The following is a 13,916-nucleotide window of genomic DNA, read 5'->3' as shown; positions in this document are numbered from 1 at the left end:
ACAGGGTCGCTTCGGTCCCGATATATAGCTTCGCTGAAATAGAGTTGCTTCACTCCTGAGATAGGCCTTGGGCGCGATAAGCAAATATTATTATCATCGAATTTCGTATTTCGTACTTCCCACTTCTCATTTCATGATTCCCATTTAACTCGTTGAGGATTCGGGAATTTTTAAATTTATAAACATTTGGAAACCAATTTAGTTAACTAAATACGGCTTTTCGATCTATTTTAATAGATGAAAAATTTCATTATAGAGTTGATATAATTTCCAATGAAAAAGCTCCATTTACTTCTAGTTTTTCACCTGCAATAATATTTATTTAAATTAAAGCTAGTAGAGTTAATCCATTCTTTAGGAATGAATCCGTAAGATTAAAATTTTCGAATTTTAAATTGGAATACTAGAAGGTAATTTGTCTATTTATAGACCCTTTAAAGACAAAATATCTTTCAGCTTTCATTCAAGGCGCAGGAAAATATCTATGGTTTATTTGAAAAGTATCTTCTTCATACTGCTTATTATTGGAAGTCCACTAATTACGTTTTCTCAGCAAGCTAGTGGAGATTACAGTCCCTCTCCTTCCATATTAAATATTCAAAATTTCACCCTTTCCGATGGCCTTGCAGTGAATTGCTTAGGGAATAGTTTTTTGGATAATAAAGGTAGACTTTGGGTAAATCCTTGCCAAGAAGATGCAAGGGAGTTGAGAATGAGTTTCTTTCAGTTTGATGGGGAAAAAAGTTTTTTTTATGAGATAAAGCCAGACTGGATCAAAAAAGGTGATCTAAACCCAATTTGGCATGTAATGGGTGTAACTTCTGATGGTTTTCTTTTTGGAGCAGATGACCAAAATGAAATGATTTTTTATTGGCATCCTGATCTAAAGGAGCAATACTTTATAACCTTAGATGTGGGTACCAAGCTACTCAATTTGGTGGAGGATTCTCAAGGGGGGATTATGGCTTTGACCTTGGAAGGTGAGAATCAACGTCAACTTAAGACCGCCAAGTATCATTTAATTAGGTTGTATAAAAATCAACATGAGGAAATTAGTTCTATCGAACTCAATTTTGAGGAGGAATTATCCCCAACTCCACCCAAAACTTTCGCCTATTCCTTGGCTATTTTAAATGATCATGCATGGTTCTTTCATCAGCAAAAAGGACTCGTTAAGGCTGACTTAAATTCAAAGCAAATCGAATTTATTCCGTGGACTCAATTTGAAAGTATTCCTCCAATTCAAAAAGAAGAGTTGGCTGATAACGACAGTGGCTTTGAGTGGAAACTGATTTCAATTGGGCAAAATCGATTGCTACTTTTTCTTGGAAGGGAGAATGGTTTTTTTGATTTGGACACTAAACCGCTCCATCTTTCTACCAATGCTGGCCTAAACCAGGAGATTTTACGCGATGAAGGAGATGAAAAAGTTCTTCGTGTTTTTTTATCAAAAGATAAAAAAGGAAACCTATTGTTAGTCTCTGGATATCCCGAGCCTTATAGTTATCCAACCCCTACCTCAAATCGTCAGGCCTTTTTGATTGATGTTGATGGTAATTACCTGAATTACAGTAATTTAATTGAAAAGCTAAGTTTTTCCTACGAATACGATTTCCAACATGAAGGAAATTTTTTCAGTGATGATTTTAAAACCGAAATAGGTTCTTCTCAGAGAAGGGTAGGAATTGCCTTTATGGATATACAAACTCAACTGAATATTACTAAAATTCATGGAAACCCTAGTTATAAACGCGGCCAAATAACAAGTATTGATAATTCTACTCTTATTTTCAATTCCCAAATGCAAGTTTACCGATACGATTGGATAGATGGAGAATGGAAATGGAGTAGGTTAACAGGAGGGGATTTTTTAAGAGCCAGACCATTTTCATCTATCATTCTAAGGGATGGAAAAGTATGGATGTCAGCTGATTTTTATTTGGAAAAACGAGTGGGTTTACAATGGTATGACATTTCAACCAATGAAACAGATTACTTACCTACAGATACCAAATTTGAAAAGTTTGTTTTTTTGAATAATCAGGAGGTTGCATTTTTCAAAGATAATGGAGATGAAGGAGATGGAATGGGTGACTTATTCATTTTTAATCTGACTACTCAAGCAAAAAGGCCTTTTTTATATGAAAGCGAACCTTTTAGTATCCATGCGAAAGTAAATGATCTTTTTTTACAAGGGGATTCCTTGTTATGGGTAGGAGCCCAAAACGGGCTTTGGTCCATTGACCTAAAGAACAATGAAGTGGATCATTTCCTTCAGGTTATTTCTTTACAGAATCAAAATATTCTGAATATTCATCCAGATGAAAAAGGTAGACTATGGTTAGGAACAGCAAGTCAAGGTCTACTAATTTTTGACCCTAAGACTAATACAATCAAGCAAATTTCAGAGGACCAGGGCTTGGCAAATAATACTGTGGTAGGAATCCTATCTGATGATGATGGAAACTGTTGGGTCTCTACGTACAATGGAATTTCAGTTTTGGATTCTTCAGGAACGGTGTTATTAGAATTAAATCAAGAGGATGGGTTAATTCATAATAATTTTCACAAACAGTCAAGTTATAGATTGCCTGATGGTAGAATGGTTTTTGGAGGATATGCGGGAACAATTTTGTTGGATCCTGAGGCAGTACTTCAGAAAACTGAATTAAAGAAACCCAATTCTATTTATCTAACAGGTCTGGAATATTATAATGATCAAGAAAAAAAGAATGTGTATAGACAGGGTTCATATGATTTGGATGAGCCATTAGTCATTCCTGCTGCTCAGCGTTTTTTGATGCTTGACTTTGCTTTATCTGATTATGGGAATATCAAGGAACACGCCTACATGTATCGATTACTTCCTAATGGATCCTCCAATGAGCAAGAGTCTTCCGCTCCTTGGATTAACATTGGATCTGCTTCCCAAATGACTATTAATAATATTCCTCCGGGTAACTACATAGTCCAGGTTAAGGGGATTGATTTTAAGTCAAACCAGTCACTTGTACCTCTAGAAATTCCAATTCTGGTTAAAGAGTATTTTTACAATCAATGGTGGTTTTACGCTTTGGTCGCAATCCCTTTTCTGATTGTTTCATGGATTTATATAAGAAGAATTCAGACAGAAAGAAATCGTTTGGAAATTGAAGTTCAACACCGGACTTCTAAAATTCAAAAAGATAAAGAAACTATCTTTCAACAAACTGTTCAAATGCAGGAACTGGACGAATCTAAATCCCGGTTTTTTACTAATATTTCCCATGAATTCAGGACACCTTTGACGGTTATTCTGGGGGTAGCCGAGCAAATCAAACAGAATGAAAAAGAAAAAGGATTAATCAGGAGAAATGCTCGTTTATTGCTCAACTTGATCAATCAGATCCTGAGGTTGAGGAAATTGGAATCTGGACCAGAGAAAATCCATATGGTTCAAGGAGATGTATTGAAGCATATTCAATACGTGATAGAATCCTTTCATTCTTTGGCAGAGGAAAAAGGGATTGCGATGAAATTTGATTCCAATACTCCATCATTAGTTTTGGATTATGATCCGGAAAAATTACTTCATATCCTGTCCAATCTCCTGACGAATGCAATCAAGTTTACTCCGAAAAATGGAACCGTTTCGGTAACTGTTCAGGCCTTCGAGGATGTTGAACCACCTTATTATGAGCTAACTGTGGAAGACAATGGAATAGGAATTCCACAAGATAAATTGAACCATATTTTTGATCGGTTTTACCAGGTAGATGATGAACAAAGCAGAACAGGTAGTGGAACAGGAATTGGTTTAACTCTTGTATGGGAGTTAGTAAAAATCTTGAACGGGAAAATTCATGTAAACAGTATCGAAGGCAAACATACCAACTTTAGTATTAACCTTCCAATTACCCGTCAAGCTGGTTTGGATGAGTTCAAACAATCTACCATAGAATGGATGATAGCAGAGGAAGCTGCTTCATTTGAATATATTTCCGATAAAAACGCTAATTCTCAACATCCATCATTATTGATTGTGGAAGACAATGCAGATGTACGAACGTATTTAGCAAGTTGCTTAGAGGATGATTTTCAAATTCAATTTGCAATGGATGGTCAAATGGGAATTAATATGGCTTTGGAACATGTGCCGGACATTATCTTGAGTGATGTCATGATGCCTAAAGCCAATGGATTTACCCTATGCAATGTTTTAAAATCGGATGTTAAAACCAGTCATATTCCTATTGTCTTATTAACTGCCAAGGCAGATATAGATTCTAGAATTACTGGATTGGAGAAGGGGGCAGATGCTTATCTGGCCAAACCATTTGATAAAAGGGAGCTGTTGATTCAACTTCATAATTTGCTTTCTCAAAGAAAGCGCCTTCAAGAACGGTATAGTAATTTGAAATCACTTCCTCCTGTCCAGGATGAAAAAGTAAAGCAAGAAGATGAGTTTATTATTAGGCTTCGCGAAATCATTCTTGCTCATATAGATAATTCAGATTTTGGAGTGCCGGAGCTTTGTTCCCATGCCTTTATGAGCCGGACCCAACTCCATAATAAAATCAAATCACTTACCAATAAGGCAACCTCTCATTTTATTCGCCAAGTTCGTATGGAGAAGGCTTCCGAATTACTCTGTGATTCTGATTTAAATATCAGTCAAGTGGCATTGGGAGTGGGGATAGAGAGTCTTTCTTATTTTTCAAGAATCTTCTCTGAAGATTTTGGGGTGTCTCCTCAAAAATACCGGGAAATCCATTGCTCAAACAATAAGTAAACTTTTTGGAACAATAGGTAAATAAATTCATAGATGAACATGGTATTTCTGATTGAACTCCTTTAAGATATTTTTTTAATTGTATCTGTAGTTTAAACACTAAGTAAACCAAAATGGACAATAGATCAAATGACCTTTTTTGTCTTTAGGTTTTATCAAAAATGAATGATAAGGTGACTTTGACTTGGTTTGCCCTGAATCAAGTAGAAGACTCTAATTAGTAGAAAATCTAGTAAGTCCATCTGATGTTTTTGAGTAATAAAGTACTTGAAACAATAGGTCAAACAATAAGAACGATAAGTAAAACACTGGATTTTTATTCATCATACATTTGACTCTATCGAATTTCTATTGATCCTTCAAAAGCTATTAGGATTTTCAAATTATTAAATTATTAAGTTAATAATATGCTTCATTAAAATTTAATAATATTTTATAAATGTTATTATATTAAGAATTATTTTGAAAAATACGAGTCAAATAGTTGTGTGGATTTAGAGCTAATGACAGTGATAGTCATTTAAAAAAAGTGAATAAAATCTTTTTCCTCTAAAATTAATACCGAAGAATACAATGTTGATCCCTTCAACTTCCAATAATTACTTATAACCATTACCAATTTTATCATGAAATTTATTAAGATCACTTTTACCTTGGCTTTGGTACTGTTCAGTTTGACAGTTTTCAGTCAAGAAGAACCATCCATTGTACTTATTAAAAACGCCAATGTATTTGATGGGGTAAATGAGCAGCTTCAAGAAGGCGTCGATATTCTTATAGAAGGTAATTTAGTCAAGTCTATAGGAAAGAATCTATCCGCAGGAAATGATGCTACCATTATCGATGCAGGAGGAAAAACAATAATTCCCGGATTGATTGATGTCCATTGGCACATGGCATTGGCAGAACTGCCTATGACATTCGTGCTTTCTGGGGATGCCTTTGAAGTGGGTATTCGAAGTACTTTGGCCTCTCCAAAAACGCTCATGCGAGGTTTTACGACTGTAAGAGATATGGGAGGGACCGTTTTTAGCCTAAAGAAACTTATTGATGAAGGGTTGGTAGTGGGGCCACGCATACTTCCCTCCGGACCTATGATTAGCCAAACAGGTGGGCATTTTGACTATCGCCTGCCTAATCAAATTCCTGATAAAATCGGAAATATGACCTATTGGGAGGAAGTAGGAATGACTGCAATAGCCGATGGAGTTTCTGAAGTCCGCAAGCGAAGCCGTGAAGCATTTATGCTAGGAGCGACGCAGATTAAAATTGCCGGTGGAGGGGGCGTTGCTTCCAGTTATGACCCCATCGATGTACGACAGTATTCGCTCGAAGAGATGGAAGCGATTGTAGATGTTGCAAAAAGTTACAACAGCTATGTTGGCGCACATATTTTCACGGACGATGCGATACAGATAGCCGTAAAAGCTGGTGTCAAAAGTATAGAACATGGGATGCTGATGGGTAGAGAAACACTTCAGATGATGAAAGACAATGAGGTTTGGTTGAGCACGCAGCCTATTTTGAATGATGAGGATGCAGATAAGTTTCCAAACCCAGAGTCCAATAGAAAGTTTGCTGAGGTTACAAAAGGAACTGATAATGTTTACCAACTGGCTAAAGAAATAGGTGTGAATATGGCCTTTGGAACGGATTTGTTTATGGGAGCAGAAAACGCGGCGAAACAAGGTAAATTACTTGCAAAGCTAACACGTTGGTTTACCCCTTATGAAGCACTGAAAATGGCAACCTCAGAGAATGCGCGAATGTTGGAATTGTCCGGTCCTAGACATCCTTACAAAGAGGGTCCTTTAGGTGTGGTAAAAGAAGGAGCATATGCTGATCTGATCATTGTAGATGGTAATCCTTTGGAAGATTTAAGTCTGGTCGCTGACCCTGATAAGAACTTTGTGTTGATCATGAAAGATGGCAAGGTTTATAAAAACACTCTAGAATAAAATATTAATTAAACCATAATCAAGATGAAACTTTTAAAAATCACATTAACCTTAGCGCTGGTATTCTCCAGTTTGGCCGTATTTAGTCAGCAAAAAGATCCAATCATTCTAATCAAGAATGCCAATGTCTTTGATGGTGTTAATGAACAGCTGCTCGAAGGAGTGGATGTGTTAATTGAAAAAAATCTAGTAAAGACAATAGGTAAAAACCTTTCAGCAAGCAATGATGCAACCGTTATCGATGCTGGAGGTAGAACAGTAATCCCTGGTTTGATTGATGCTCACTGGCATACCACTTATGCTTATACACCAGCTGCTGTTTTGTTTGCAAATCAGGGAGATATGCCTGAAGTGGCTATCCGAAGTATGACTGGAGCTGAAAAAACCTTATTACGTGGATTTACCACCGTCAGGGATCCAGGAGGCAATCCATTTGCTATTAAAAAGTTAATTGACTCGGGTGAATATCCAGGACACCGGATTCTTCCCTCAGGTCCGTTTATGAGCCCTACCTCAGGTCATGCAGATTACTATGGCAAACTTGAAGTACCTCGTGATAAAGACTACATGAACTATTGGGAGCGAAATTGGATGGCAATGACCTCGGACGGAGTAGATGAAGTTAGGCTAAGAACTCGAGACATCTTAAAGATGGGTGCCACTCAAATCAAGATCACTACGGGAGGTGGGGTTGCTTCTGAATTTGACCCACTCGATGTAAGCGAATACTCGGTGGACGAAATCAAAGCTGTTGTAGAAGAGGCCACCAACTATAATACGTATGTTACTTCACATGTCTATACAGACCGAGGGGTACGTACCTCCATAGAATCTGGGGTAATGTGTATTGAACATGGCTTTTTCGTGACAGAGGAAACATTACAATTGATGAAGGAAAAAGGAGCTTGGCTTTCTTTACAGCCTGTGTTCAAAGAGGATATGACTTGGGATAATCCTTTGAGTCAAGAAAAGTTTGAAGGAATCGTAGAAGCCATTGACAAAGTATTCCCTCTTGCCAAAAAAGTAGGGGTGAATATTGCAGTGGGAAAAGATCACCTATTTGGACCGACTACTGCCTTGCAACAAAATGAATATGTCGTTCGATTAGGAAAATGGTTTACTCCCTATGAAGCTTTGAAAATTTATACTTCTGAAAATGCCCGTTTATTGGAAATGAGTGGACCGAGACATCCTTACCAAGAAGGTCCATTGGGCGTGGTAAAAGAGGGGGCTTATGCTGATTTGGTAATCGTAGATGGTAATCCTTTGGAGAATTTGGAATTGATAGCAGATCCTGAAAACAATTTTGTAGTGATTATGAAGGATGGGAAGGTGTATAAGAATACCCTGAATAATTGATTCAATTGAATCTAATTTAAATCTCAAATTATGAAAAAAGGGTTATCAATGATTCTCTTATTCGCAGTCCTAAGTATTGGTATTTACGCACAAGAGGTTCAAAAACAGATCTTAATTACCAATGCCAAAATCTCCGGCGGAACAAATAAGTTGGTAGAAGGAAAAGATGTTCTGATCCAAGGAAATAAAATAGCACGGATTGCTGAAGGGATCATGATAACCCAAGATGAGAACTCAACCATTATAGATGCTCAAGGTAGAACATTAATGGTCGCTCGAACAACAAAAATACTTAACAATGACCGCAGGCACGGAAAAAGCCTACGAATTGGCCAAAAAGTATGATCTGAAGGTTGCTTTTGGTACGGATTTGCAAAATGGGCCAGAGATTGCAGCCAAATAGGGAAAGTCTCTGGCAAAACTCAAAAGATGGTACGAACCATGGGAGGTGTTAAAAATGGCAACCAGCACCAATTACGAACTCTTCAAGATGAGTGGGCCTAGGGATCCTTACCCTGGGGAGAATGGTGTGATCAAGGAAGGTGCATTAGCTGATTTGCTCTTGGTGGACGGTAATCCGCTTGAGAACCTAGATCTGATTGCTGATCCGGAAAACAACTTAAAGATCATTATGAAAGACGGTAAAATTTATAAAAACACCTTGGATTAAATGGTTGAAATTGTCAGTCCAACGAATTATAAACGATTCATTTGGAAGTGCCAAAAGGATACAAACGATGGTTAAGTTTGAGTTTTATCAAATACGAAAATGGATATTTTCTTCAATTTTCATGCTTTTAATAACTATGAATCCTAGGGTTGGAACAACTTTAACTAACAGGCCTTAAATAATTAAAAAAAGACAATCACAATTAAAAAAAAATTATGAAATCTTTATTCAAGGTAATTTTCTATGCTGGAATAGGGGCTGTTTCCTTATTGGGAAGTTGCGGTCAAAATTCCAGTTCCTCTGATCAAGATACTGAAGCCGTTTACCTAGAAGATTTTACTTCTTTGCAAATGACAGGTGTAGATCAAATCTCTGTAGATGTAGATCTAGATGGAGCTGTACAACGACTATCTAAAGCGGTCACTTTTCCTACCATTTCCAATCAAGATCGAGAAGACTTTGATACCAAAGCTTTTGAGGATTATCACAAGTTTATAGAAGAAGCTTATCCCAATGTTCATAAGACTTTAAAAAAGGAAGTGTTAGGAGATCCTCGCCCATATAGTCTTTTATATACTTGGGAGGGAAAAGACCCATCCTTAGAACCAGCTTTATTTTATGCCCACCAGGATGTGGTGCCAGTTCCAGCGGATTCTAGGGATCAATGGAAAGTAGACCCATTTGCCGGAACCGTTCAAGATGGCTATATCTGGGGTCGTGGCGTGCTGGATGATAAAAACCAAATTCATGGCATCTTGGAAGCTGCCGAAATGAGGATTAAAGAGGGCTGGCAACCCTCCCGCACGATCTATTTTGTATTTGGTCAGGATGAGGAAGTAGGAGGTCCTGAAGGGGCCAAATACATTGCTGATGTATTGGAGCAACGAGGGATCAAACGATTTGCTTATGTCATGGATGAATCAGCTCCATTAACTCCAGGTATTTTTCCTGGAATTAAAGAGAATACCGCTTTGATTGGTATTGCTCAAAAAGGCTTTATCAGTCTGGAATTGGAGATGAATGGAATAGGAGGACATTCTTCTCAACCTCCAGTTGAATCCAATATTGGTATTTTGGCTGAAGCTGTTACTAAGCTGGAAGATGCGCAGTTTCCTTATAGGATTCATCCCGCAGTTCGTTCCCAATATCGCTATATGGGCCCAGAGTTGGACAAAGACAATCAACCTTTATACGCAGCGGTAGCCTTTGGAAAAGATGATGAGATTACAGATTTGGAACAGCAGTTCATTGAGACGATGGCCCAAAACCAATTGACCAGGGCCATGCTTCATACTACCATTGCAGTAACGATGTTCAATGCAGGGGTAAAGGATAATGTATTACCACCAACTGCTACTGCTGTTGTGAATTTCAGGCCTATGCCAGGAGATACTCCTGAAGTAATTATTGAACATGTGAAAAATGCAATCCAAGACGATCGTATTACTGTTCGGGATATATCTGCCTCTACACCGGCCACCAATATTGCCGAAGTAGGGAATGATGCCTACAATATGCTTGAAAAGACCATCCGTCAGATTTGGGGAAATGATCTATTAGTCTCACCATTTTTTGTAATCGGGGGTTCTGACTCCAAGCATTTTCAGGCCCGATCTTTTGCACCAGATGTATATACCATCACGGGTATTCAATTAGAAAACACGGAAGAATTTAAAGGATTTCATGGAGTAAATGAGCGAATCTTGGTGGAGGAATATGGAAAAACGATAGGCTTTTTTTATACCATATTTGGAAACCTGGAAGCGTTGTAGTTAGAAAAATTTAATTCTTATGAATAGACGAAATAAATTAAGTTACACAAAAGATCTTTCAAGGTTATTCTTCCTTTGTCTTTTGAGTTCAACTTTATTGATAAGCTGCGCAGAAAAGGGCAGCGATACGAATTTAGAATCAGCAGTTCCATCCAACACGGAATTTGATTTAGTCATCTTGAATGGCCGCGTCATGGATCCTGAAACGAATTTCGACGAGGTACGGAATGTCGGTGTTTTGGATGGCAAAATTGCACTGATTACAGAGGAGTCTATTTCAGGAAAGGAAACTATTGATGCCACAGGACATGTGGTAGCTCCGGGATTTATTGATTTCCATAATCATATTGCAAATACTCCGTTTGGTCAAAGGATAGCTCTTCGCGATGGTGTTACAACTCCTTTGGAGATGGAAGCTGGCGGTTATCCTATTGATATGTGGTATAACGCCTTGGAAGGAAGTTCACAAACCAACTACGGCGCCACCGTTTCAACAGCAGGAATTCGAGAGAAGATTGCCAATCCAAATTACGATACCAATTCAGGTTCCTTCGTAATGGATATCACGAATGCCGATACGGAAAGTAATCCTGATCTTCAGTTTGCGACTCTATTGGCAACTCCAGAACAGTTGGATCAAATGAGGCAAATGTTTATAGAGGGGGTCGAACAGGGTGGCCTTGGGATTGGTGGATTACCAGGCTACATGACCAATGGAACGAAAAGTCAAGAAACGATCATGTGGCAACAGGTAGCCGGAAAGTATGGCCTGGCTGTTTACATTCATGGCCGGTTCTCCAGCCAAATGCCTCCGACTTCCGGTATCCTAGGGACTCAGGAGTTCCTGGCCAGTGTAGGCATCTATGGAGGTGGTTTATATGTTCATCATGTCCATCAGCAAACCCTTGATCTCACACCTGCTGTTTTGGATCTGATCGAAGATGCCCAAAACAAAGGAATGAAGGTACTCGCGGAGATCTATCCTTATTATCAGGGTCAAACCATTGTGTCAGCTGATTATTTAAAGCCTGAAACCTATCAGAAGAACATGGGTCGTGATTACGGCGATCTTTTCGAGATTTCAAACATGCAGCCATTAACGAAAGAGCGTTATGAGGAAATGATTAGAACGAGCCCACAAGATCAGGTTATTTTTGGGGGGATCTCAGAAGAAGGCATGCTCAGTGCTTTAGCCGACCCAAGAACTGTGATAGGTAGTGATGCACCACCCTTGGTAATTCCTGCCTCAGGAAAGTCAGCTATGGATTTTGACCTGCCTTTTGAGTCTGTATCAGGTCACCCCCGGGCTGCAGGAACTCATGCAAAGGTGTTGAAACTTGTACGCGAGAAAAAGCTGATGCCTCTGATGCTGGCCATTTCAAAAATGACCATCATGCAAGCAAAATGGTTGGAAGAAAATGGAGTAAAATCCATGTCCCAGAAAGGCCGGTTACAAATAGGAAAAGATGCCGATATCACCATCTTCAACCCGGAAACCGTGACGGATAATTCTACTTTTAAGCAAGGGGCTTTGCCTTCAACCGGTATACCCTATGTGGTAGTAAATGGTACGATAGTAGTCAAAGATTCAAAAGTCTTGGAGGGTGTTTATCCTGGTAAGGCCATTAAAAATGACCTGGTAAAACAATAATGGTTTATAAAACATTCAATAACATGAAAAAGGCAAATGGCCTAACTGTGACGAGTATCCTGTGTCTGATGTTTATGGCGCTCTTTACCGCGTGTGGTGAAAAGGCCAGTGATACGACGGCAGGATCGGCGGTTCCATCCGATACGGAATTTGATTTAGTCATCTTGAATGGCCGCGTCATGGATCCTGAAACGAATTTCGACGGGGTCCAAAATGTAGGTGTTCTGGACGGCAAAATTGCGCTGATTACAGAGGAGGCTATTGCCGGAAAAGAAACCATCGATGCCACAGGACATGTGGTGGCCCCTGGATTTATTGATATTCATTCGCATATTTCGGACTTCCCGTTTGGGCAAAAACTAAGTTTGCGGGATGGGGTGACTACCCCCCTGGACATGGAAGCGGGCGCATATCCCGTAGATGCATGGTATGCCAAATTGGAGGGTAAATCCCAAACTAATTATGGGGCTGCAGTATCTGCAGCAGCGGTGAGAGAAATACTGGCAAACCCGGATTACAAGTCAAATACCGCTTCGATTCTTTTGGATGCGTTTGACCCTCATAATAGAAGTGGTTTCAATATGACTTTGACGGAATTTCTTCCATCTCCTGAGCAGATCAATGAATTGGAATCAATGCTTAAAGAAGGAATTGAGCAAGGGGCTCTAGGTCTAGGTGCAGTGCCTGGTTATATGACCCGGGGTACGACTAGCCGCGAAACGATCATGTGGCAAAGGTTAATGGGAGAGCATGGTCTAAGTACCGTACTTCATGGAAGGTTCTCCAGTCAAATGCCACCAAGTACTGGTATCCTTGGAACCCAAGAAATGCTGGCAAGCGTGGCAGCCTATGGTGGAGGATTGTATGTGAGTCATATTCATCAGCAAGCCTTGAATTATACACCTACAGCTATTGACCTTCTGGACGCAGCTAAAACGAATGGATTAAAAACAGTTGCTGCCATTTACCCTTATTGGCAAGGAGCCACTGTTGCAGGTGCAGATTATTTGGCCCCAGATAATTATCAAAGGAATATGGGGAGAAGTTATGAGGATATCATTGAAGTAGCTACCATGAAGCCACTAACCAAAGAACGTTATGAGGAGTTGTTGAAAACACAGCCGGGCGCGTCTGTCATCTTTGGAGGTGTGGAGGAAGAAATTATGCTTAGTGCATTAGCTGATCCAAGAACCATGATTGAATCTGATGCAGCGCCTTTGTCTATCTCGGAAACTGGGGAGTTAGCTCTTGATTGGTCTACTCCATTTGAATCTACTCAAGGTCATCCTCGAGGTGCGGGCTCTCATGCTAAAGCTTTACGATTGGTTCGAGAGAAGAATCTGATGCCATTGATGTTGGCCATATCAAAAATGAGCTTTATGCAAGCCAAATTTTTACAGGAAAATGGGGTTGCACAAATGGCAAATAAGGGTCGTGTTCAAGAAGGAAAAGATGCTGATATCACCATTTTCAATCCAGATACAGTAACTGATCATGCGACTATGGCAAAAGGAGGCTTACCTTCTACTGGTATACCTTATGTCCTAGTGAATGGTACCATCGTCGTAAAAGATTCAAAGGTATTGGAAGGAGTATATCCTGGTCAGCCGATAAGAAACAAGATTGTAAAATAAGCTTTAGAATAAATGTTTTACCAAAAACGAGTAGAAGGATAATTTAATTTTCATTACCCCCTTTGTACTTTGAAATCGCGAGGTATTTAAATAAAACTATC

8 protein-coding genes are annotated in these 13,916 nt (G+C 39.1%); all 8 read left to right on the top strand.

All coding sequences use genetic code 11. The features are described 5' to 3' along the window. Nucleotides 1–493: 493 nt before the first annotated feature. The 8 genes from JYB62_RS05040 (at nucleotide 494) to JYB62_RS05005 (ending at nucleotide 13,815) form a co-directional block, all read left to right on the top strand. A complete protein-coding gene (locus tag JYB62_RS05040) occupies nucleotides 494–4,771 on the top strand; it encodes a hybrid sensor histidine kinase/response regulator transcription factor (RefSeq protein ID WP_205644324.1) in 4,278 nt (1,425 codons plus the stop codon). A gap of 626 nt (nucleotides 4,772–5,397) precedes the next feature. Beyond that, nucleotides 5,398–6,729, top strand: coding sequence for a metal-dependent hydrolase family protein (locus JYB62_RS05035; protein ID WP_205644323.1), 1,332 nt, complete (start codon nucleotides 5,398–5,400; stop codon nucleotides 6,727–6,729). 24 nt (nucleotides 6,730–6,753) lie between these two features. Next, entirely contained in the window at nucleotides 6,754–8,088 is a 1,335-nt protein-coding gene (locus JYB62_RS05030) for a metal-dependent hydrolase family protein (RefSeq protein WP_205644322.1), read from the top strand. A gap of 30 nt (nucleotides 8,089–8,118) precedes the next feature. Then, the gene (locus tag JYB62_RS05025) at nucleotides 8,119–8,433 is read left to right on the top strand and encodes a hypothetical protein (protein ID WP_205644321.1); all 315 of its coding nucleotides are present in this window, start codon (nucleotides 8,119–8,121) and stop codon (nucleotides 8,431–8,433) included. Nucleotides 8,434–8,545: 112 nt separating this feature from the next. Further along, entirely contained in the window at nucleotides 8,546–8,758 is a 213-nt protein-coding gene (locus JYB62_RS05020) for a hypothetical protein (protein WP_205644320.1), read from the top strand. Between the two features lie 215 nt (nucleotides 8,759–8,973). Next, nucleotides 8,974–10,530 (top strand): M20 family peptidase, encoded by a 1,557-nt coding sequence (locus JYB62_RS05015; protein WP_205644319.1) that lies wholly within the window; start codon nucleotides 8,974–8,976, stop codon nucleotides 10,528–10,530. A 19-nt stretch (nucleotides 10,531–10,549) separates the two neighbouring features. Further along, the gene (locus JYB62_RS05010) at nucleotides 10,550–12,181 is read left to right on the top strand and encodes an amidohydrolase family protein (RefSeq protein WP_205644318.1); all 1,632 of its coding nucleotides are present in this window, start codon (nucleotides 10,550–10,552) and stop codon (nucleotides 12,179–12,181) included. Between the two features lie 23 nt (nucleotides 12,182–12,204). Beyond that, the gene (locus tag JYB62_RS05005; RefSeq protein WP_205644317.1) at nucleotides 12,205–13,815 is read left to right on the top strand and encodes an amidohydrolase family protein; all 1,611 of its coding nucleotides are present in this window, start codon (nucleotides 12,205–12,207) and stop codon (nucleotides 13,813–13,815) included. The last annotated feature ends 101 nt before the right edge of the window (nucleotides 13,816–13,916 follow it).

Source organism: Algoriphagus lutimaris (assembly GCF_017051705.1).
GTDB classification, from domain to species: Bacteria; Bacteroidota; Bacteroidia; order Cytophagales; family Cyclobacteriaceae; genus Algoriphagus; species Algoriphagus lutimaris.
This window is presented reverse-complemented; position numbering and strand designations above follow the sequence as displayed.

Excerpts from the sequence above, each read along its gene's own strand:
- JYB62_RS05035 (WP_205644323.1), top strand. The coding sequence starts at position 5,398 with ATGAAATTTATTAAGATCACTTTTACCTTGGCTTTGGTACTGTTCAGT.
- JYB62_RS05030 (WP_205644322.1), top strand. The coding sequence starts at position 6,754 with ATGAAACTTTTAAAAATCACATTAACCTTAGCGCTGGTATTCTCCAGT.
- JYB62_RS05025 (WP_205644321.1), top strand. The coding sequence starts at position 8,119 with ATGAAAAAAGGGTTATCAATGATTCTCTTATTCGCAGTCCTAAGTATT.
- JYB62_RS05020 (WP_205644320.1), top strand. The coding sequence starts at position 8,546 with ATGGCAACCAGCACCAATTACGAACTCTTCAAGATGAGTGGGCCTAGG.
- JYB62_RS05015 (WP_205644319.1), top strand. The coding sequence starts at position 8,974 with ATGAAATCTTTATTCAAGGTAATTTTCTATGCTGGAATAGGGGCTGTT.
- JYB62_RS05010 (WP_205644318.1), top strand. The coding sequence starts at position 10,550 with ATGAATAGACGAAATAAATTAAGTTACACAAAAGATCTTTCAAGGTTA.
- JYB62_RS05005 (WP_205644317.1), top strand. The coding sequence starts at position 12,205 with ATGAAAAAGGCAAATGGCCTAACTGTGACGAGTATCCTGTGTCTGATG.